This is a genomic window from Amycolatopsis sp. lyj-23 (assembly GCF_046549135.1).
Taxonomy (GTDB): Bacteria; Actinomycetota; Actinomycetes; order Mycobacteriales; family Pseudonocardiaceae; genus Amycolatopsis.
On record NZ_JAJPWN010000018.1, the window covers coordinates 27,407 to 47,568 of the forward strand.

General features: G+C 72.1%; 18 protein-coding genes and 1 pseudogene. 15 read left to right on the forward strand and 4 right to left on the reverse strand.

The annotated features are described in order from the left end of the window. Positions 1-111: 111 nt before the first annotated feature. On the reverse strand, positions 112-1,287 hold the full coding sequence (locus tag ACLJPY_RS37185; protein WP_410595687.1) for a globin domain-containing protein: 1,176 nt from the start codon (positions 1,285-1,287) through the stop codon (positions 112-114). Positions 1,288-1,541: 254 nt separating this feature from the next. On the opposite strand from ACLJPY_RS37185, the gene ACLJPY_RS37190 reads away from it, so the two are divergent. From ACLJPY_RS37190 to ACLJPY_RS37205, 4 genes are all read left to right on the forward strand, one after another. After that, positions 1,542-2,027: a MarR family winged helix-turn-helix transcriptional regulator gene (locus ACLJPY_RS37190; protein ID WP_410595893.1), complete on the forward strand. Its 486-nt coding sequence runs from the start codon at positions 1,542-1,544 to the stop codon at positions 2,025-2,027. A gap of 100 nt (positions 2,028-2,127) precedes the next feature. Then, entirely contained in the window at positions 2,128-3,315 is a 1,188-nt protein-coding gene (locus tag ACLJPY_RS37195) for an MFS transporter (RefSeq protein ID WP_410595688.1), read from the forward strand. A 96-nt stretch (positions 3,316-3,411) separates the two neighbouring features. Next, on the forward strand, positions 3,412-6,006 hold the full coding sequence (gene clpB, locus ACLJPY_RS37200) for an ATP-dependent chaperone ClpB (protein ID WP_410595689.1): 2,595 nt from the start codon (positions 3,412-3,414) through the stop codon (positions 6,004-6,006). Positions 6,007-6,168: 162 nt separating this feature from the next. Continuing rightward, positions 6,169-6,951 (forward strand): hypothetical protein, encoded by a 783-nt coding sequence (locus ACLJPY_RS37205; RefSeq protein ID WP_410595690.1) that lies wholly within the window; start codon positions 6,169-6,171, stop codon positions 6,949-6,951. Here the strand turns inward: ACLJPY_RS37205 and ACLJPY_RS37210 are convergent. Beyond that, on the reverse strand, positions 6,948-7,889 hold the full coding sequence (locus ACLJPY_RS37210) for a hypothetical protein (RefSeq protein WP_410595691.1): 942 nt from the start codon (positions 7,887-7,889) through the stop codon (positions 6,948-6,950). The genes ACLJPY_RS37205 and ACLJPY_RS37210 overlap by 4 nt on opposite strands. Before the next feature lie 69 nt (positions 7,890-7,958). Between ACLJPY_RS37210 and ACLJPY_RS37215 the strand changes: the two genes are divergently transcribed. From ACLJPY_RS37215 to ACLJPY_RS37260, 10 genes and pseudogenes are all read left to right on the forward strand, one after another. Beyond that, positions 7,959-8,726: an SDR family NAD(P)-dependent oxidoreductase gene (locus tag ACLJPY_RS37215; RefSeq protein WP_410595692.1), complete on the forward strand. Its 768-nt coding sequence runs from the start codon at positions 7,959-7,961 to the stop codon at positions 8,724-8,726. Positions 8,727-8,835: 109 nt separating this feature from the next. Then, the gene (locus tag ACLJPY_RS37220) at positions 8,836-9,591 is read left to right on the forward strand and encodes an ABC transporter ATP-binding protein (protein ID WP_410595693.1); all 756 of its coding nucleotides are present in this window, start codon (positions 8,836-8,838) and stop codon (positions 9,589-9,591) included. After that, positions 9,591-12,039 (forward strand): annotated as a pseudogene (locus ACLJPY_RS37225) (FtsX-like permease family protein). Before ACLJPY_RS37220 ends, ACLJPY_RS37225 begins: the two are co-directional and overlap by 1 nt. A 27-nt stretch (positions 12,040-12,066) precedes the next feature. Beyond that, entirely contained in the window at positions 12,067-12,630 is a 564-nt protein-coding gene (gene pyrE / locus ACLJPY_RS37230; RefSeq protein ID WP_410595694.1) for an orotate phosphoribosyltransferase, read from the forward strand. A gap of 105 nt (positions 12,631-12,735) precedes the next feature. Further along, positions 12,736-13,287 carry an RNA polymerase sigma factor gene (locus ACLJPY_RS37235; protein WP_410595695.1) on the forward strand — a complete coding sequence of 184 codons (552 nt, stop codon included), beginning with the start codon at positions 12,736-12,738 and terminating at the stop codon, positions 13,285-13,287. Then, on the forward strand, positions 13,278-13,832 hold the full coding sequence (locus tag ACLJPY_RS37240) for an Asp23/Gls24 family envelope stress response protein (RefSeq protein ID WP_410595696.1): 555 nt from the start codon (positions 13,278-13,280) through the stop codon (positions 13,830-13,832). The genes ACLJPY_RS37235 and ACLJPY_RS37240 overlap by 10 nt, the downstream gene beginning before the upstream one ends. After that, positions 13,829-14,200, forward strand: coding sequence for an Asp23/Gls24 family envelope stress response protein (locus tag ACLJPY_RS37245; RefSeq protein WP_410595697.1), 372 nt, complete (start codon positions 13,829-13,831; stop codon positions 14,198-14,200). Before ACLJPY_RS37240 ends, ACLJPY_RS37245 begins: the two co-directional genes overlap by 4 nt. Further along, a complete protein-coding gene (locus ACLJPY_RS37250) occupies positions 14,197-14,508 on the forward strand; it encodes a hypothetical protein (protein WP_410595698.1) in 312 nt (103 codons plus the stop codon). The genes ACLJPY_RS37245 and ACLJPY_RS37250 overlap by 4 nt, the downstream gene beginning before the upstream one ends. Positions 14,509-14,887: 379 nt before the next feature. Continuing rightward, a complete protein-coding gene (locus ACLJPY_RS37255) occupies positions 14,888-15,277 on the forward strand; it encodes a DUF2784 domain-containing protein (RefSeq protein ID WP_410595699.1) in 390 nt (129 codons plus the stop codon). Between the two features lie 14 nt (positions 15,278-15,291). Then, positions 15,292-15,942 (forward strand): TrmH family RNA methyltransferase, encoded by a 651-nt coding sequence (locus tag ACLJPY_RS37260; RefSeq protein WP_410595700.1) that lies wholly within the window; start codon positions 15,292-15,294, stop codon positions 15,940-15,942. A gap of 3 nt (positions 15,943-15,945) precedes the next feature. Here ACLJPY_RS37260 and ACLJPY_RS37265 read toward each other — a convergent pair whose 3' ends face one another. After that, a complete protein-coding gene (locus ACLJPY_RS37265; protein ID WP_410595701.1) occupies positions 15,946-16,914 on the reverse strand; it encodes a cellulase family glycosylhydrolase in 969 nt (322 codons plus the stop codon). Positions 16,915-16,982: 68 nt separating this feature from the next. Continuing rightward, positions 16,983-19,121, reverse strand: a complete 2,139-nt coding sequence (locus ACLJPY_RS37270; protein WP_410595702.1) for a molybdopterin-dependent oxidoreductase — start codon at positions 19,119-19,121, stop codon at positions 16,983-16,985. Between the two features lie 51 nt (positions 19,122-19,172). Between ACLJPY_RS37270 and ACLJPY_RS37275 the strand changes: the two genes are divergently transcribed. Beyond that, entirely contained in the window at positions 19,173-20,162 is a 990-nt protein-coding gene (locus ACLJPY_RS37275; protein ID WP_410595703.1) for a glycoside hydrolase family 76 protein, read from the forward strand.

Here is a 20,162-nt window from a genome sequence, read left to right on the forward strand (position 1 = left end):
CGGTCAACCCCGCCTGGCATAGCGTAAAAATGATCACGCCGCCGGATTGATCCGTTACCCGTTACTGATTCTTCGAACGTAACAAAAAGCGCCGCCGGAACGACCGGCGCGCTAGTCGATCGTGAACGGGTCGTACTGGATCTGGTCCAGCGCGCTGCCCGCGACCAGCATCCGCGACACCGTTGCGCGGATCATCGCCGGTGAGCCGGACACGAGGATGTCGTGGCCGGGCCAGGAGCCGTACCGCGTGACGGCCTCGGCCAGCGTCCCCTGCTCGAACCCCGGGACCTCGCCGCCGCGCTCGACCACCGGCGTCACGCTCAGCCACGGGTTCGTCGCGGCGAGCGCGCGCAGTTCTTCGAGGTCGTACAGGTCTTCGCGCGCCGGGCCGCCGTAGAACAGGTGGGTCTTCGGGTTCTCGCCCCACAGCGCGAGGTGGTCGAGGATGGCCCGCAGCGGCGCGACACCCGTGCCGCCGGCGACCATCAGCACGCCCCGCGACGCTTCCCGGTCGACCGTCATCCGGCCCAGCGGCGGCCCGAGCCGCCAGACGTCCCCGGGCTGGGTGTGGCTGACGATGGCGCGCGACACCCAGCCGCCGTCGATCGCCCGGACGTGGAATTCGATGCCGCCGTCCTCGCGCGGCGCGTTCGCCGGCGAAAGGTACCGCCACAGCCGCGGCCGTTGTGGCACTTCGACGCTCACGTACTGGCCGGGGTGGTACGGCACGGGCTGGTCGGGCACGAGCCGGACCAGCGCGAGGTCCCAGGTGAGCCGCCGGTGCTCGACCACGGTGGCCGACCACGACGGCGGGTTCGTGTCCGACGCGGCGGCGTCCTGCATGGCCCGCGCGGCGATGGTGAACGCCTCCGCCCACGCCCGTTCGACCTCGGGCGTCCACGCCGGGCCCAGGTGGTTCTTGAGCGACGCCAGCAGCGCGGTCCCGACGGCTTCGTAGTGCCGGGGCACCACGCCGAACTTGCGGTGGTCGCGGCCCAGCTGGCGCAGGAACGGCGCCAGGTCGTCGGGCCGGTCGACCATCTGCACGATGTGCACCAGCGCGCGCACCAGCCTGCCGCGCTGGATCTCCATGTTGATCGGGAAGAAGTCGCGCGTGGTCGGGGCGAGGGTGAACAGCATCCCGTAGAAGAACTGCGAGATCTCCGCGATGTACGGCTCGGACCTGGCCCAGCTGTCCCGGATGAGCCGGACCATCGCGGTCACGGCCGCGGGGGCTTCGCGCGGGGCCGAAGACCTGGGGAGCGGGCTGACGGAATCGGCTGTCATGAGCGGTTGTTCACGGGTCGGGGACCGCCTCCTGGGTCCTTCGCCACTGCTGCCACCTCGTCACTCAACGTCACCGGAATGTGCTGCGCGCACGGCCCGTCCGCAGGGTATCCGCCGACCGCCCTTTTGCCCGCATTGTTGCTCCGACCGGGTGTATTCGGCCGGCTCGGGCGTGGGGGACCTCACCGGCGAGATGGTTGTCGAGAGCAAGTGTCCCGCAATATGCTTGTATGGCACAACTAAGAGAGGTGCTTATGGGCTTCGACAACATCGACGACGACGTCCGCGTCGAGCTCATGCGCGAGCTGAAAACCGCTTCCCAGCTGCAGCACGCCTGGATCATGCAGGCCTGGCAGAGCGAGCCCGGGCTGCACCCGGCGGCCGCGATGCTGCTGTCCGACCTGGCGAAGAACGGCGAGACGCGGCCGTCCGAGCTGGCCAAGCGCCGGTTCGTCGACCTTTCCGTCGTCAGCAGGCAGATCACCCAGCTCTCCGCGGCCGGGCTGGTCGACCGCCGCCCCGCGCCCGAAGACGGCCGGGCGTCCCTGGTCAGCGTGTCCGAGAAGGGCCGGGCCGAGCTCGCCCGCTGGCGGGCCAACTACATTGAGTTCATGGAGAAGGCGCTCGGCGACTGGGACGACGAGCGCGTCTCCGACCTCACCGCGCGGCTGGCGGAGATGAACACCGCGCTCCGCCGCGTCCTGGGCAGCGACGCCTGCCTGGCTGACACGAACAAGTGACACCGGGGCGTCCAGGCCCACCGGAAGTGTTACTTCGCGCTGCGGAAAGTGTCCGTTCGGTCCTGACTTAGCGGCGTTGGCCGGGGTTAACGTCGGTGGGGTGACGCGTGACCGGGTCGCACTGCTGTGCGCGCTGGGGATCGACAACTTCGGCTCAGGTCTGTTCCTCCCGTTGGCGCTGGTCTACGTGACGCAGGTGCTCGGGGTGCCGCTGGCCGTGGCCGGCACCGCCGTCACGCTGGGCGCCGTCGGCGGGCTCGTCGTGCCGCCGCTCGCGGGCCGGCTCGTCGACCGCGTCGGACCACGCACCGTGGTCGTCGGCGCCCAGCTGCTGCAGGCCGCGGGCGCCGCGGGGTACCTGCTCGCCGGGGGCGCGGGCGCGGTGGTGGCCGCCGCCGTCCTGCTGTCCGCCGGGCAGCAGCTGTTCTACAGCTCCCTGTTCGTGCTCATCGCCGACGTCGCCGGCGACGGCCCGAAGGACCGGCCGTTCGCCGAAGCGGGGATGGTGCGGGCCGCCTGCTTCGGATTGGGCGGCCTGACGGCGGGGGCGCTGCTGACGTGGCTCGGGGACGGCGGGTACCGCATCGCGCTCGTCGTGGACGCACTGACGTTCTTCCTGGCCGCGTTGATCCTCGTCTTCTTCGTCCGGCTCGTGCGGCCGTGCCGGCCCGTCCGCGAACGGTCGGTCCGGGTGCTGCGCGACCGGCCGTACCTCGCCCTGATCCTGTTCAGCGGGCTCTTCGGGCTTTCGCTGGACTTCTTCCTGATCGGCACGCCGGTGTTCGTGCTCGACCGGCTGCACGGCCCGGCCTGGCTGCCGGGCGCGATCCTCGCGTTGCTGACCGTGCTGACCAGCGTCGGCGGCACGCTCGCGCTGCGGCTCACCGCCCGGTTGACGCGGATCGCGGCGATGCGCGTCGGTTCGGCGTTGTTCTCCGCGTGGTGCCTGGTCAGCCTGGGCGTGCTGCTCGTGCCCGACGGCTGGCAGGTGGCGTACCTGCTCGGTTCGACGCTGGTGTTCGCCGCCGGCGACCTGGTCTTCGGGCCCCGATCGGGGGCGCTCGCCGAAGCCGCGGCACCTCCGGTGGCCCGCGGCCGTTATCTGGCTGCCTACCAGTACGCGTTCACCGTGGCGCAGGTGATCGCGCCCGCGGTGGTGGCCTTGTTCTCGGTCGCCGACTGGTTACCCTGGGTGCTGGTGGGAGCCTGCGCCGGCGTCGCCGTGGCCGGGCTCGGGCCGCTCGGTTCGCGGTTGCCGGCCAGCGCGGTCGCGCCCGGACAGAGTTGAGCGGAACAGACTCAAGTTTTCGTGCGTTAGAGATGGTGACGGGTCTCGGTCAGACCTGTCACCTGGACTTTTGGTGTACCGAGCATGAGGTGAGGGATGGACGCTTTCAACCCGACCACGAAGACCCAGCAGGCGATCTCGTCCGCGGCGCAGGCGGCCACCATGGCCGGCAACCCGCACGTGTCGGCCGCCCACCTGCTGGGCGCCCTGCTGGCGCAGGGTGAGGGGCTGACCGCACCGCTGCTGACCGCGGTCGGGGCCGACCCGGAGGTGGTGCACAAGGAGCTCGAGCCGCTCATCGCGGCGCTGCCGTCCGCGACCGGCGCCACGGTGTCGAGCCCGCAGTTCGACACGTACGCGGTCAAGTCGCTGACGCGCGCCCAGAAGCTCGCCACCGAGCTGGGCGACGAGTACGTCTCGACCGAGCACCTGCTCGTCGGGCTCGCGACCGAGGGCGGGCAGGTCGCCGACCTGCTCAAGCGCCACGGCGCGACGCCGGACGCGCTGCAGGAGGCGTTCGCCAAGGTCCGCGGCTCGGCCCGGATCACCAGCGCGGACCCCGAGAGCACGTTCAAGGCGCTGGAGAAGTACGGCGTCGACCTCACCGAGCGCGCCCGCGCCGGCGAGCTCGACCCGGTCATCGGCCGCGACACCGAGATCCGCCGCGTCGTGCAGGTGCTGTCGCGGCGCACGAAGAACAACCCGGTCCTGATCGGCGAGCCGGGCGTCGGCAAGACGGCCATCGTCGAGGGCCTTGCCCAGCGCATCGTCGCCGGTGACGTGCCCGAGTCGCTGCGCGGGAAGCGCGTCGTCGCCCTCGACCTCGGGTCGATGGTGGCCGGCGCGAAGTACCGCGGCGAGTTCGAAGAGCGGCTGAAGGCCGTGCTCAAGGAGATCACCGACTCCGCGGGCCAGGTCATCACCTTCATCGACGAGCTGCACACCATCGTCGGCGCCGGCGCGACCGGCGAAGGCGCGATGGACGCGGGCAACATGATCAAGCCGATGCTCGCCCGCGGCGAGCTGCGGATGGTCGGCGCGACCACGCTCGACGAGTACCGCCAGCACATCGAGAAGGACGCCGCCCTGGAGCGGCGCTTCCAGCAGGTGCTCGTCGGCGAGCCGTCGCCGGAGGACACGATCGCGATCCTGCGCGGGCTGAAGGAGCGCTACGAGGTGCACCACGGTGTCCGGATCACGGACGCCGCGCTGGTCGCCGCCGCGACGCTGTCGGACCGCTACATCACCGCGCGCTTCCTCCCGGACAAGGCGATCGACCTGGTCGACGAGGCCGCGTCGAAGCTGCGCATGGAGATCGACTCGCGGCCGGTGGAGATCGACGAGGTCGAGCGGGCCGTGCGCCGGCTCGAGATCGAGGAGATGGCGCTCGCGAAGGAGAGCGACGCCGCTTCGAAGGAGCGTCTCAACAACCTGCGTGCCGAACTGGCCGAAAAGCGCGAGACGCTGACGGCCCTGACCGCCCGCTGGCAGAACGAGAAGGGCTCGATCGAGCGTGTCCGCGAGCTCAAGGAGCAGCTCGAACAGCTGCGCGGCGAGTCCGAGCGCGCCGAGCGTGACGGCGACCTCGGCAAGGCCGCCGAGCTGCGCTACGGCCGGATCCCGGCGCTGGAGAAGGAGTTCGAAGCGGCCACCGCGGCGAGCGAGGCCAGCCAGCAGAACGTCATGCTCAAGGAGGAGGTCGGCGCCGACGACGTCGCGGACGTCGTGAGCGCGTGGACCGGCATCCCGGCGGGACGGCTGCTGGAGGGCGAGACCGGCAAGCTGCTCCGGATGGAGGAGGAGCTGACCCGGCGGGTCATCGGGCAGGCCGAGGCCGTGCAGGTCGTCGCGGACGCGGTGCGCCGCAGCCGGGCCGGCGTCGCCGACCCCGACCGGCCGACCGGCTCGTTCCTGTTCCTCGGCCCGACCGGCGTCGGCAAGACCGAGCTGGCGAAGGCGCTGGCGGAGTTCCTGTTCGACGACGAGCGCGCGATGCAGCGCATCGACATGAGCGAGTACGCCGAGAAGCACTCGGTGGCGCGCCTGGTCGGTGCCCCGCCGGGGTACGTCGGCTACGACCAGGGCGGCCAGCTGACCGAGGCCGTCCGGCGCCGCCCGTACTCGGTGGTGCTGCTCGACGAGGTCGAGAAGGCCCACCCGGACGTCTTCGACGTGCTCCTGCAGGTCCTCGACGACGGGCGGCTGACCGACGGGCAGGGCCGGACGGTGGACTTCCGGAACACCATCCTCATCCTGACCTCGAACCTCGGTTCGCAGGCCATCGCTGACCCGGGGCTCGACGAGCGCCAGCGGCGGGACGCCGTCCTGGACGTGGTGCAGCGGCAGTTCAAGCCGGAGTTCCTCAACCGGCTCGACGACATCGTCGTGTTCCACTCGCTCGGCACCGAGCAGCTGACGTCCATTGTGGACATCCAGGTGGCCCGGCTCGCCAAGCGGCTGGCCCAGCGGCGGCTGCACCTGGACGTCACCGACGGCGCCCGCGAGTGGCTCGCGCTCAACGGCTTCGACCCGATCTACGGCGCCCGGCCGCTGCGGCGGCTGGTCCAGTCGGCGATCGGCGACAAGCTGGCGAAGGAGCTGCTGTCGGGTGAGATCCGGGACGGCGACACCGTGCGCGTCGACAGCCCGGAGCTCGAAGCCGGTGACTCGCTGACCGTCACCCGCGTCTGACCGTTCGTGAAGGCCACCTCTCCGGAGGTGGCCTTCACGGCTGTCCACAGTGGCTCGTGGCGATTTGTCGACCCGGCGGCGCCGGAAAATGCTCCGAATGGGCCCGGCGACACGGGGACCGGCGATCATCCCTCCGGCGTAACAGGCGATACCCTGGCCGTCGTGGGTATTCCGGCGTGGATCTGGTTCGTCATCGCGGCCGTCGCCCTGGTGGCGGGGCTGGGGCTGCTCGCGGCCGACCGGGCGAAGGAGGGCTCGCGCAACCGCGAGCGGATGCGCTGGGCGCAGTTGCGCGGCTGGCAGTTCGTCGAGGAGGACGAACGGCTGCCGCAGCAGTGGTCCAACGGCGCGATCGGCTACTTCGGCGCGGACGCGGCCGTGAACGTCGTCGCGGGGTCCACCTTCACCTCCGACGGCCGCCGCCCGGTGTTCATCTTCGACATCGAGACCGAGGGCCAGATCCCCGCCGTCGTCGTCGCGGTGCGCTGCAACAAGAAGCACCGCATCCCGATCGAGATGTGGCTGTCCAGCGTCCCGTTCCAGCGCGCGGACATGCCTGAGATGCTCGGCCCGATCGGCGCGCGTTACGCGTTCGCGGACGACGCGGAAGGCGCCCGCGTGGTGATCACGCAAGAGCTCGTCGACGCGGCGGACCAGCTCGGCGGCGACGTCGGCGTGGCCTGGCTGGAGAACGAATGGGTGCTGGCCAGCGTGGTCCCGACCGCCGGGCCGTCCCGGCTCGAGCGCCTGCTGCGCGACCTGGGCGAGATCGCGGACATCGTCGACCCGTTCGACGAGGACTACGACGCGGGCCGCCACCAGGCGAGCGCCCCGGTGCCGTCGGAGGCCACGGCCACGGCTCCGGCCGCCCCGGTCGCCCCGGCGGCGGGCACGCCGGTGCAGCAGCCGCCCGCGGACGCGGAACCGAAGCCGAGCGAGAGCTAGAAGCCGAGCACCGGCCGGTCGAACGCGCTCAGCGCCGCCGACCGGTCGAGCCGGCCGCGTACCGAGGTCACGCCGCCTTCGGCGGCAACCACGCGGTCCACGCCGAGGTCGCCGCGGATCGAGCCGGCCGGGCTTTCCGGGTCGAGGGACTGGCTCGTTTTCACCAGGCCCCAGACCGGGCCCAGCTGGCCGCCTGCTTCGTGCTTCTGGTCCAGGTCGAGGACACCGGCGAGCCGGCCGGTCGCGTACTGCTCGGACGTCGCGCCGACGCCGCCCAGGACGCCGAGGTCGACCGCCTGGCCGGACGACCGGCGGGCCGACAGCCCGCTCTGGAGGTCGCCGGCGAAGCTGCCCTGCAGGCCCGTGTCGAGCTGTTCGTCGTTTTGGCTCAGCACGTCGGCGCCCGCGGGCAGCCAGACCCCGTGGCTGGTGCCTTCGCCCAGGCCGGCCCGGCGCTCGGTGTAGCCGCCGAGGGGCGAGAAGGACACGTTGTGGCCCGCGCCCTGACCGAGGCGCTGGTCGTTCGCCGTCACCGCGCGGACTTCGCCGATGCGGAGGGTGTGCCGGCCGGTGCGGCCGAGCGAGTCGAACTCCCGCGATGCGGCCGACGTCTCCGTCTGCCACGCTTCGCGGTGGGTCACCGCGTGCTCGGTGAAGTCGCTGGTGAGCACCGCGCCGGCGATGTCCTTCGCGAGGAAGTCGTGGCGCGTCGCGAGCACCGTCCCGCGCACCACCGACGAGCCGTCCTCGCCCGACGTGGAGACGTCCCGCCCGAACGTGCTGTCGTCGCGGTGGTCGAGCGGCAGGGTCAGCTCGGCCGGGGTCTGGGCGGGGATCGCCAGCGCCGTGGCGGGAGCCGCCAAGAGCAGCGCGACGGGCGCCGCGCCCACGGCGACTTTGGGCAGGTAGCCGCTTTTGCGCCTGGTGTGCTTACCCATGCGGCGGACGATACTTCCCCGCCGAATCGAACGCACGTCCGCCCGTGACCAGCGAGTATGTTCACCCACATGACCACCACCGCCCTCATAACCGGCGCCACCGCCGGCATCGGCGCGCAGTTCGCGCGCACGCTCGCCGCCGAAAAGCACGACCTGGTGCTCGTCGCCAGGGACGTCGCGCGGCTCGAGTCCTACGCCGCTGAGCTGCGGGAAGAGCACGGGGTGGCGGTCGAGGTGCTGCCCGCCGACTTGTCCGAAGTGGACGGACGGGCGGCCGTCGAGGAGCGGCTCGCCGCCCGGCCGGTGGACCTCCTGGTGAACAACGCCGGCTTCGGGCTGAACGGGGACTTCTGGACCATCCCGCCGGACGCGCTGCAGCGCCAGCTCGACGTCAACGTCACGGCGGTCCTGCGGCTCACCCGGGCCGCGCTGCCCGGCATGATCGAGCGCGGTCACGGCGAAATCATCCAGGTCAGCAGCGTCGCGGGCTTCTTCAGCGGCCGCGGCTCGACGTACACGGCCAGCAAGAACTGGGTCACTTCGTTCACCGAAGGGATCGCCGCGTCGCTGCCGAAGGGTGTCCGGATGATGGCCCTTTGCCCCGGCTTCACGGCGACGGAGTTCCACCAGCGGGCCGGCATCGGCAAACCGGGTCCGAAAATCGCCTGGTTGGGTGTCGAACAGGTGGTCAGCGAGGCGCTCGCGGACCTGCGCCGCGGCAAGGTGATCTCCGTGCCGAGCCTGCAGTACAAGGCCGTCGTCGCGATCGGCGGCCTGCTGCCGCGCGCGGTGCTGCGCCGGATCAGCGGCGGCTTCGGCGGCAAGGGCCGCACCTGACGCCCCCGGGGCGCTTTCACGTGGAAGTGCCCCGGTAGGGCTGTCCCTACCCCGAAGACGCGCGTGCGCACCAGGGTGGTCCGGGGGCGGGCTCAATAGCGTTTTCCCCATGACAACTGGGTGGCACGAGGCAGCCGACGCGGTCCGGCTGGAGGCCGTGCGCAAGGAGTACGGCGACGGCGTGGTCGCGCTGGACGGGATTTCGATCGCGTTCCCGCGCGGCGGCTTCACCGCGGTGATGGGCCCGTCCGGGTCCGGCAAGAGCACCTTCCTGCACTGCGCGGCCGGCCTCGACCGGCCCACGTCCGGCCGGGTCGTGCTCGACGGCCAGGACCTCGACGGCAAGAACGAGACGTACCTGACGAAGCTGCGGCGCGACCGCGTCGGCTTCGTCTTCCAGGCGTTCAACCTGCTCCCGGCCCTGACGGTCGAGCAGAACGTGGTGCTGCCGCTGCAGCTGGCCGGGAAGCGCGCGGACAAGCGGCTGGTGGAACGGATCCTGGCGCACGTCGGGCTCGACGGACGCCGCAAGCACCTGCCCGGCCAGCTCTCCGGTGGCCAGCAGCAGCGCGTCGCGATCGCCCGTGCCCTGGTCACCGACCCCGCCGTGCTCTTCGCCGACGAGCCGACCGGCGCCCTCGACACGCGCACCGCCGCCGAGGTGCTCGGCCTGCTGCGCGACTCCGTCCGCTCGTCGGGCCAGACGGTGATCATGGTGACGCACGACCCGGTCGCCGCGTCCCACGCCGACGAGGTCGTCTTCCTGGCCGACGGCCGGATCGCCGGTCGGCTGGCCCGGCCGACCGCGGAAGCCGTCGCCGAGCGGATGACCCACCTCGGCGAATGGGGCCGGGTGGCGGCGTGATGATCAAGCTGGCGTTGCGGACCCTCCGCCTGCGCAAGGGCGGCTTCCTGGCGACGTTCGTCGCCGTGTTCTTCGGCGCGCTCGTCATCTCGGCGTGCGGTGGCCTGATGGAGACCGGCATCCGGGCCGAGACGCCGGTGCAGCGGCTGGCCGCGGCGCCGATCGTCGTCGGCGGGCACCAGACGTTCCAGCTGCCGCGTGAGGACCCGGCGACCCTCGATCCCGAGGACAAGCACAAGTCCGAGACCGCGAGCCTGCCCGAGCGCGTCCGGCTGGACGCGGCGCTCGCGGACCGCCTGCGCGCGGTTCCGGGCGTGACGAACGTGGTCGGCGAGGTCACCTTCCCCGCGCAGGTCGGCGCGACGAGCGTGCTCGGCCACGCGTGGGACTCCGCCGTCCTGACGCCGTACACGCTGAGGGGACAGGCGCCGAAGCCGGGCGAAGTCGTCGTCGACGCCGGGCTCGGGCTCGCCGTCGGGGACACGGTGCCGGTCGCCGCGCACGGCCGCGTCAGCCCGTACCGGATCTCCGGGATCGCCGAGGCGCCGCAGGTCATGCGCGACGCCGCGCTGTTCTTCGCGCCTTCGGACGCGGACCTGCTCTCCGGGCACCCGGGCCGCTTCGACACCCTTGGGGTCTTCGGCGGCGACGTCGCCGCGGTGTCGGCGGCCGTCGGGGACGCCGGTGTGGTGACGACCGGCGTCGACCGCGGTGCCCTGGAGTTCCCGGAGACCGGCAAGAGCGGTGAGAACCTGATCGTGCTCTCCGCCGTGTCCGGCGGGCTGTCGGCGCTGGTCATGGTGTTCGTCGTGGCCGGCACGCTCACGCTGTCGACGCAGCAGCGCCAGCGCGAACTCGCGCTCCTGCGGGCGGTCGGGACGACCCCCCGCCAGCTGCGGCGGATGGTGCTGGGCGAGGCGTTCGTCGTCGGGCTGCTCGCCGTCGGCGTCGCCGTGGTGCTCGGCCCGGTGCTCGGCAACGGGCTGTTCGGGCAGCTCACCGGCCACCACGTCGTGCCCGACGTCCTGCAGTACGAGCAGGGCTGGGTGCCGGCGACGGTCGCCGCGGGCGCATCGCTGCTGGCCGTACTGGCCGCGTCCTTCGTGGCGGGCCGGCGCGCTTCGCGGGTGCGGCCGACCGAGGGCGCTCGCCGAGGCCGCCGTCGAACGGCGCTGGCTGACGCCGATCCGGCTGATCACCGCGATCCTGTGCTTCGGCGGCGGGACCGCGCTGGCGATCGTGACGGTCGCCGTGATGACCGGCCCGGTCGCGGCCAGCACGGCCGGCCCGGCGGTGATGCTGTGGGCGTTCGGCCTCGCGGCGATCAGCCCCGGCGTCACGAAGCTGGTGGCGACCCTGCTGCGCTGGCCGGTGGAGGCGCTGACCGGCGTCAACGGCCGGGTCGCGCTGCGCAACACCCGCGTCGGCGCGGTGCGGGCGGCCGGCGCGGTCACCCCGATCATGCTCGCGGTCGGCATCGCGACCGCCAACATCTACCTGCAGACGACCCAGGAAGCGGCCTCGAACCAGGCCTTCACCGAAGACCTGCGCGCGGACGCCGTCGTGGGCGCGCCGGGCGGGCTCGACCCGGCGGTCCTGGACCGGGTGCGTGCGGTGCCGGGCGTCGCCGGCGCGTCGGAGTACGTGACGAGCACGGTGTTCGTGCAGAAGCCGTTCGACTCCGGCCAGAACGACGACGGCCGGCCCGCGCTGGGCGTCAGCGAACTGACCGGGAACGCCGTCGAGGTGCCGGCGACCCTCGGCCACCACGTCGGCGACACGCTTTCGCTGAAGCTCGGCGACGGCACCCCGGTGGACGTCCGCGTGACCGCCGTCGTGAACCAGCGCCCCGGCTTCGAACGGCTCGTGCTGCCCGCCGGGCTGCTGGCCCCGCACACGACGCTCGGGCTCGCCCCGCAGCTGCTGGTCCGCGCCGCTCCCGGCGTCGACCCGGCGACGCTGACGGCCCGCCTCCGCGAGGCGACCGCCGGGCTGCCGGTGGCCGTCGGTGACCGGGAGGCGCTCATCGCGGCGCACGCGAAGGGCAACGAGGTCGGCGCCTGGGTCAACTACCTGCTCGTCGGGATGATCCTCGCGTACACGATCATCTCCGTGGTGAACACGCTGGTGACGGCCACCGCGCGGCGGCGCCGCGAGTTCGGGGTCCAGCGGCTGAGCGGCTTCACCCGCGGTCAGGTGCTGCGCATGGCGGGTGTCGAAGGCGGCCTGATCGCCACCATCGCGGTGCTGCTCGGGACGCTGACCGCGGCCGGCGCGATCGTGCCGTTCTGCCTGGTGGTCACCGGGTCGCCGCTGCCGTCGGGTCCGGTGACGATCTACCTGGCCGTGCTCGCGATCGCCGTGGTGCTCTCGCTCGTGGCGATCCTGGTCCCGGCCTGGGCCGCGACGCGCGGGCGTGCGGTCGACGCCACATCCGTCGGTGAGTGAGCCCGGCCGTGTGTCAGACTCACGGCCGTGGCGAACCCCGGGTTGGATCAAGCGGCGAAACTCGAACTGGCCAGGCTGGTCACCGATCTTTCCGTGGTGCACGGAAAAGTGACCCTGGCGTCCGGCAAGGAAGCCGACTACTACATCGACCTCCGGCGGGCGACGCTGCACCACGCGGCCGCGCCGCTGATCGGCAAGCTCCTGCGCCAGCTCACGGCGGACTGGGACTACGTGGCGGCCGGCGGCCTGACCCTCGGCGCCGACCCGGTCGCGCTGGCGATGCTGCACTCCGCGGCCAACGACGGGGTCGTGCTGGACGCGTTCGTGGTCCGGAAGTCGGTCAAGGAACACGGCATGCAGCGGCGCATCGAGGGCATGGAGGTCCGCGGCCAGCGCGTCCTGGCGGTCGAGGACACGTCCACGACCGGCGGCAGCGTGCTCACGGCGGTCGAGGCGCTGCGCGAAGCGGGCGCGGACGTCGTCGGCGTCGTGACGGTCGTCGACCGCGACACCGGCGCGCGCGAGGCGATCGAGAAGGAAGGCCTGGAGTACCGGTACGTCCTCGGCAAGGACGACCTCGGCCTGGACTGACCGCCATCGGAGCGGATCCCGCGGATTCGCCCCGGTGACCGTCGTCACCCAGAATCGGTGCGTGACGATTTCCGCCCGCCGGTGTCCTCCTCGTGAGGAGGTGCCGTGACGACGACTACGCCGCTGGACGACGTGACCCTCGTCGGCCGGGCGCGCGACGGCGACGTGCGGGCGTACGAGCAGCTCGTGCTCCGCTACCAGGGGCCGATGTTCCGGCTCGCCGTCAAGATGCTCGCCCACCGCGGCGACGCCGAAGACGTCGTGCAGGAGGTGTTCCTCAACGCCTGGCGCAAGCTCGGCCAGCTCGGCGAGGACGCCGCGTTCGTCGGCTGGCTCTACCGGGCCACGACGAACCGCTGCCTCAACGCGATCCGCGCGCGCAGGCCCCAGGCCGACGTCGACCTCGACACGGCCGAGTCGCCGCGAACCGACCTGCAGCCGGAGCGGGCGGTCCAGGTGCGCAGCCAGCTCGCGGCGTTGACCGCGGCGCTGGCGCAGCTGACCCCCGAGCAGCGGGCGTGCTGGCTGCTGCGCGAAGTGCACGGCCGGTCCTACGGAGAGATCGGCGAAATCGTCGGCGCGAACGCGACCGCGGTCCGCGGCCGGATCGCCCGCGCCCGGGCCCAGCTGGCGGAGGTGATGAAGCCATGGCGATGACGGACTACGAGCTGCCCTGCGAACGCGATGTGGAGCAGGTCTGGGAACGGCTCGACGCGGTCGGCGCCGGGCTGGCCGACGAACACGAACTGACCTGCCCGCACTGCCGGGCCGCGCGCGAGAGCCTGCTGGCGTTGCGCGAGGCCACTTCGGAGCTGGCGGCCGAGGAAGACGTGCCGTCGCCGGACCTGTTCGCGCGGATCATGTCGGCGGTGCGCGCCGAGGTGCGGCGCGGCTCGATGGTGCCGCTGCCGACCCCGGAACCCGGGTTCGTCGAGGTCAGCGAGCAGGCGGTGGCGGCGGTGCTGCGGTACGCGGCCGACACCGTCGACGGCGTCCGGGCGCGGCGCTGCCGGGTCCGGACCGTCGACGGCGGGATCGAGGTGGACCTGACCCTCGCGGTGAGCCTGCGCACCGCCGCGGGCGGCGAGGCGCTGGCGAAGGTGCGGGAGCGGGTGACGGCGGCGGCCGCGGCCCGGGTGGGCCTGACGCTGGTGAAGCTCGACGTGTTTGTGGACGACGTTTACGGGGAGCCGGGGGGATGAGCGTGGAGAGCGCCGACTACGTCATCGCCGACCCGGTGATCGCCAGCGTGGCGGCGCGGGCGGCGATCGCTACGCCGGGGGTGGTGCGGCTCGAGCCGGGCCTGCGCGGCCTGGTGACGGCGTGGACGCGTGCGGCCCGGCAGCGGTGGAAGGGCCTCGACCCGGCGCCGGCGGACGGCGTCCGGGTCCGCACCGCGGACGGCCGGGTGAGCGTGCACATCGACCTCGTCACGGCGGCGGCCGACCAGGCCGCCGCGGTGGGCCGGGCGGTCCAGCGCGCGGTGACGCGGTTCGTGGCCGAGCAGACCGGCCTGGTCGTCGACGAAGTGTCGGTGTCCATCATGGACATAGAGCCGGAAACCCGGTGAACGCGGGAGAAGCCGTCGAGAAGATCGTCGGCGCCCTCGGCCGGGTGGACGGCCTGCGCCCGGCGACGCCGGTCGCCCCGGAAACCTCGTGGCTGCCGGTGGACTGGGACGGCATGGCGGTGGAGCTGAGCCCGGACGTCGTCCGGATCCGCCTGATCGCGACCCGGCTGCCGATCCCGCCGCTGCTGGACCGGGCGGCCGCCGCCGTGCGCCCGGTGCTGGCGGGCACGGCGTGGGCGGACGCGCGGCTGCACCTGGTGGTCACCGATCTCGACGGCGCGGCGTTCGCGAGACCCACGTCACAGTGACGGTGGGCCGTCCTTTGTGTCCATAGCTGCGAACGGGCCGCCCCGCCCGCCGGTGATCGCGTCGAGCGAAATCCGGCTGCCGGGAGCGCGGGCCGGGCGTACCGTCGGGGCATGGAGGAGCCGCCGGAACCGCAGCGACCAGCCGATCCGAACCGGAAGAAACCGGACGGCGCGCCCGACCAGTACCCGCACGAGGAGCCGACGCAGTACCCCGCGAAGCGGCCGCCGGAATTCCCACCCGGTGTAACCCCTCCGTCACCGCGGAGGTGAACAGGTTGCTCCGCTGGGTTAAACATCACACGGATGGGCATCCATAAGGGGGAACGGCCCTGGCCGGCGGAGTAAAGTCGCTGGTAGGGGGATCGGTGGAGGGGGTGCGATGGCGAAGTTCCTGGCCGACGTGACCGTCGTGGTGCACATCCTGGCCTTGCTGCTCATCGGCTTCGGCGGGTTCGTCGCCTGGCGCTGGCCCAAACTCATCTTCATCCACCTGCTCGGGCTGGCCTGGGGCATCCTGGTCAACGTGGCGCCGGTGGCGTGCCCGTTCACCGCGCTGGAGAACTACTTCCGGCACCAGCAGGGCCTCGGCGACCTGCCCGGCGGGTTCAACGCCTACTACCTGTACGGGACGGTGTTCCCGCAGTCGTGGCTGCCGGCGATCGGCATCGGCGCGATCGCGGTGGTCGCCTACTCCTACGTCGGCGTGTACCACCGCTGGCGCCACCGCCACGACGAGGAAACCCACGTGCGTCCGGTCCACCTGGGCTGAGCGAGAATCACCGGGTGAACAGCACACCCGGACCCACCGAGTGGGTGAGCCGCGAAGAGGTCGGCGTCGGCCCGTGGCCGGGTGCGTGGCCCGCGGACGAGCGGTACGACCCCGAGCTGCTGCGCGACGGCGACCGCCGCAACGTCGTCGACGCCTACCGCTATTGGCGCCGCGAGGCGATCGTGTCCGATGTGGACAGCCGGCGGCACCCGTTCCACGTCGCGATCGAGAACTTCCAGCACGACCACAACATCGGCACCGTGGTCCGCACGGCCAACGCGTTCGCCGCGGCCGAGGTGCACATCGTCGGACGGCGCCGCTGGAACCGGCGCGGCGCTATGGTGACCGACCGGTACCAGCACCTGCGCCACCACGACGACGTCGACGGCCTGATCGCCTTCGCGGGCGAGCACGGCCTCGCCGTCGTCGCGGTGGACAACACGCCGGGGTCCCAGCCGGTCGAGACGGCCGAGCTCCCGCGCGAGTGCGTCCTGCTGTTCGGGCAGGAAGGGCCGGGGCTTTCGCGGCCGGCGCAGGAAGCGGCGTCGCTGGTCGTCTCGATCGCCCAGTTCGGCACGACCCGGTCGATCAACGCCGGCGTCGCGGCCGGGATCGTCATGCACGCCTGGATCCGGCAGCACGCCGACCTCGGCCGCGCCTGGTGACGCCTACAGGCCCCAGCCCCAGCGCAGCTGGACCACGCCGGTCGCGTTGTTCGTCTCCAGGCCGCTGCCGCTCTGCCGCGTGATCGAGTACGTGTCCCCGGACCGCAGCCCGGGCCAGTAGACGACCCCCATCTGCCGTGACCGCGCCAAGTCCGTGGTGGCGGCGAAGTACGCGGTGAAGTTGTTGCCGTCCTGGTGCCCGGCGGAGTAGTCCAGCCCCGTCGTCATCGGGGCACCGGCTTCGTCGATGACCGTCCGGGACGAGTACGACCCGAGCCGGTTGCTGAGGTTCGTGGTCCACGCCGAGCGGGTCGTGTCGGACGCCCAGAAGCCGTAGAAGTGCAGCGACAGCAGCGTGCCGTCGAGGGCGCTCGCCGCGCCGACACCCGTCACGTCGTCGTTGTAGCCGGTGCCGCTGATCAGCACGCGACCACGCGGGATGTTCGAGTGCCGGGACAGCCAGGTCGAGCACAGCGACACCCAGGCGTTCAGGCTGTAGCCGAAGGGCTCGTTCATCGGCTCGAAGTAGACGTTGCCGTTGCCGCCGTAGCCGACGGTGACCGTGTCCCACATGGTGTTCCACGCGGTCACGTCGTCGACGAACCCGTCCTTGTTCGCTTCCCAGTAGCCGAAGACGACCTTCATGCCGTGGGCCAGCGCGGAGTCGGCGGCTCCCCGGTACCGGCCCCACCAGTCGGAGTTGACGCTCTGCGGGTTGATCGGCAGCCGCACGGTGTTCGCGCCCAGCTTCTGCTGGAAGCCGGTGAGGATGCCGTCGGCCTTGCTGCGCACGCTCGCGTAGCTGTCTCCGGCGGTGAGGCCGGTGGGGATGACCCAGCCGTCGACGTAGTTGTCACGGGCGTCCGCCCAGTTCACGCCGCGAAACCCGTTCGTCGCGGCGGTGGCGCTCTGCGGAAGGGCGAAGAGGGGAACGAGCAGGAGGACCAGCAGGTAGCGACGAAGGCGAGCCATGCGAACTCCGATGTTCACGTAAACATGCCGGGTCGAGAATCCCCGACGGCTCGCGGCGGCGTCAAGGGTCAGACGGGGGTGACCTCCACCGGGATGCCGTTCAGCACCGACGTTCCGGACGGCACGTCCAGCAGCGTCTCGTCGGCGACCAGGTTCGAGTTGACGCCGGGGTTGGCGCGCGCCACCCGCGTCCGGGCGCCGTCGACGTCGTGGCCCCAGCCGTGCGGGATGCTGACCACGCCGGGGCGGACCTCGTCGGTGACCTCGACCGGGACTTCCAGCTTGCCCGCACGGGACGTCACCGAGGCGAGGGCGCCGTCGGTGAGGCCCAGCCGGGCGGCGTCTTCGGGGTGCACCTGGGCCGTGCAGCGGTTCCCGCCGCGGACCAGCGGCGCGAGGTTGTGCATCCACGAGTTGTTCGAGCTCAGGTGCCGCCGCCCGATCAGCACGAGACCCTCTTGCGGGGCTTTCGCGAGTTCTTCCCGCAACCGCGGGACGTCGGCGACGATCGGCTCGGGCGCGAGTTCGATCCGCCCGGACGCGGTGCACAGCACCTCGGGGATCCGCGGCTGCAACGGCCCGAAGTCCACGCCGTGCGGCGCGGCTTCGAGGTCGGCGAGCGTGACGTCGTACGGCCCCGCGCGCAGCATCAGGTCGACCAGGCGCGCGGGCCCGGTCCGGTCGTGGGTGACTTCCAGCCCGGCGCGGCGGGCGACGTCGGCGGCGACGAAGTCGTCGAGCGCGGCGACGTCAGCCTCGGGCCCCTGACCGGCGACGATGCCGGTGAGCCGCAGCATGGTCTCCCACTCCTGCGGCAGGTCCGACGGCAGCGTCGCCGGGGTCCAGTTGGCGACGTTGCGGATCGACAGCTGGTAGAAGGCCAGGTCGAAGTGCGGGCGCTCCAGCGGTGACGGCCCGGGCAGGATGACGTCGGCGTGGCGGGACGTCTCGTTGAGGTAGACGTCGACGGAGATCATGAAGTCGAGGCGGTCGAGGGCCGCGGCGAGCCGTCCGGCGTTCGGCGTGCTGAGGCAGGGGTTGCCGCTGACCGTGATCAACGCACGGACCTGGCCCTCGCCCGGGGTCTCGATCTCGTCGGCGAGTGTCGCGACCGGCAGTTCGCCGACGACCTCCGGCAGGCCGCGCACGCGGCTGCGCCAGCGTCCGACGGCGAACGGCCGCCGGTTCCCGGTGGGCTGGCACGCGGCCAGCGGGAACATCGCGCCGCCCGGGGTGTCGAGGTGGCCGGTGAGCACGTTGAGGACGTCGACCAGCCAGCTCGCGACGGTGCCGAACGCCTGGGTCGTGGTGCCGATCCGGCCGTAGACCACGGCGTTCTCGGCGGCGGCCAGCTCCCGGGCCATCCGGCGGATCTCCGGCGCGTCGATGCCGGTGCGCGGGGCGACGGCCTCCGGCGTGAACGGCCCGGCCAGCGCGCGGACGTCGTCGAGGCCGTTGAGGTGGCCGGCCAGGCGTCCGGGGGCGACGAGGTCTTCCGCGAACAGGACGTTGACCAGGGCGAACAGCAGCAGCGCATCGGTGCCGGGCCGGATGGCGTGGTGCTCGTCGGCGAACTCGGCGGTGCGCGTGCGGCGCGGGTCGACGACGACGATCTTGCCGCCGCGCGCGCGGATCCCGCGCAGCCGGCCGCGGATGTCCGGCGCGGTCATCAGGCTGCCGTTGGAGACGAGCGGGTTGGCGCCGAGGATCAGCAGGTGCCGCGTCCGGTCGAGGTCGGGCACGGGGATGGCCAGCGGGTCGCCGAACATGGTGCCGGCGGAGTAGTGCTTGGGCAGCTGGTCGACCGAGGTGGCGCTGTAGAAGTTCTTGGTGCCCAACGCTTTGTAGAGCACACGGCCGTAGAGGGTCAGCGCGATGTTGTGCACGCCGGGGTTGCCCGCGTACACCGCGACGGCGTCCCGGCCGTGTTGTTCGAGGATCGGCGGGAGGCGGCGAGCGATCTCGTCGTAGGCCTCCTGCCAGCTGACCTCGACGAACTCGCCGTCGCGCTTGAGCAGCGGCGCGGTCAGCCGGTCGGGGTCGTGGTGCAGGGCGCCGAGCGACGCGCCCTTGGGGCAGATGTAGCCCCGCGAGAAGACGTCCTTGTCGTCACCTTTGACGCGGGTGACCTGCTGGTTCGCGTCGAGCGTCACTTCCAGGCCGCAGGTGGCTTCGCACAGCGGGCAGGTGACGTGGGCCGTCGTCATGACCACCGAACATACCGAGCGGTATGTCGATGGGCAAGGCACGATTGCGGCATGGACGTTTCGGCCGCCGAACGCGCGGTGACCTCGCGGCACCTCCGGCGGGTGTGGGCGCTGCCCGGCACGGTGCTCGGCCGCAGCGGCTGGCCCCCGTCGGCCGGGCAGCGGCTGCACTGGCACTGGAACTACTGGTGGCAGGCGCACCTGCTGGACACGCTGGTCGACGCCCAGCTGCGTTCGCCTTCTTCCGACCGGCTCGCCTTGATCCGGTCGTTCGCGCGATCGGTGCGGCTGCGCAACTTCGGCCGCTGGACCAACGACTACTACGACGACATCGCGTGGCTGGGCCTTGCCCTGCAACGGGTATCGGCGCTCGGCATCGAGGTGGGCCCGGCACTGGCGGCGATCGACACGCAGTTGCTGTCGGGCTGGACGTCGGCGGCGGGCGGCGGGATCTGGTGGCGCCGCGGCGACGACTTCAAGAACGCCCCGGCCAACGGCCCGGCCGCGATCTTCCACGCCCGGTCGGGAAACCTCGCCAGGGCGCGCGCGATGACTTCGTGGCTGACGTCCACTTTGGTCGATCCGGCGTCCGGTCTGGTCTGGGACGGCATCCGCGCGGACACGGGCGAGCTGGTGAAGCACATTTTCACGTACTGCCAGGGGGTTTACCTCGGCGCTTGCCTGGAGTTGTCCTTAATGGACGATGCAGCTCGCACTGTGCGGGCGGTGGCGGAGCACTGCGCACCGGACGGAGTGCTCCGCGGCCAGGGCGGCGGCGACGGCGGCTTGTTCGCGGCGATCCTGGCCCGCTACCTGGCGTTGGCGGCTCGCGCGTTGCCGGGTCCGGAAGCCTCGGTGGCGCGATCGCTGGTCCTGACGTCGGCGGAGGCGTGCTGGTCGGGCGCGGCACCGGGCCCGGTGTTCAGCGCGGAGTGGGCCCGCCCGGCCCCGTGGCCGCTCCCGGAGGACGCCCCGGAACGGGACATGTCGGTCCAGGTGGGCGGCTGGATGCTCCTGGAAGCCGCGGCGACACTGGGTTGA

Coding starts and splice junctions, on each gene's coding strand:
- ACLJPY_RS37185 (WP_410595687.1), bottom strand. CDS start 1,287: ATGACAGCCGATTCCGTCAGCCCGCTCCCCAGGTCTTCGGCCCCGCGC.
- ACLJPY_RS37190 (WP_410595893.1), top strand. CDS start 1,542: ATGGGCTTCGACAACATCGACGACGACGTCCGCGTCGAGCTCATGCGC.
- clpB (WP_410595689.1), top strand. CDS start 3,412: ATGGACGCTTTCAACCCGACCACGAAGACCCAGCAGGCGATCTCGTCC.
- ACLJPY_RS37210 (WP_410595691.1), bottom strand. CDS start 7,889: ATGGGTAAGCACACCAGGCGCAAAAGCGGCTACCTGCCCAAAGTCGCC.
- ACLJPY_RS37215 (WP_410595692.1), top strand. CDS start 7,959: ATGACCACCACCGCCCTCATAACCGGCGCCACCGCCGGCATCGGCGCG.
- ACLJPY_RS37220 (WP_410595693.1), top strand. CDS start 8,836: ATGACAACTGGGTGGCACGAGGCAGCCGACGCGGTCCGGCTGGAGGCC.
- ACLJPY_RS37240 (WP_410595696.1), top strand. CDS start 13,278: ATGGCGATGACGGACTACGAGCTGCCCTGCGAACGCGATGTGGAGCAG.
- ACLJPY_RS37245 (WP_410595697.1), top strand. CDS start 13,829: ATGAGCGTGGAGAGCGCCGACTACGTCATCGCCGACCCGGTGATCGCC.
- ACLJPY_RS37255 (WP_410595699.1), top strand. CDS start 14,888: ATGGCGAAGTTCCTGGCCGACGTGACCGTCGTGGTGCACATCCTGGCC.
- ACLJPY_RS37265 (WP_410595701.1), bottom strand. CDS start 16,914: ATGGCTCGCCTTCGTCGCTACCTGCTGGTCCTCCTGCTCGTTCCCCTC.
- ACLJPY_RS37270 (WP_410595702.1), bottom strand. CDS start 19,121: ATGACGACGGCCCACGTCACCTGCCCGCTGTGCGAAGCCACCTGCGGC.
- ACLJPY_RS37275 (WP_410595703.1), top strand. CDS start 19,173: ATGGACGTTTCGGCCGCCGAACGCGCGGTGACCTCGCGGCACCTCCGG.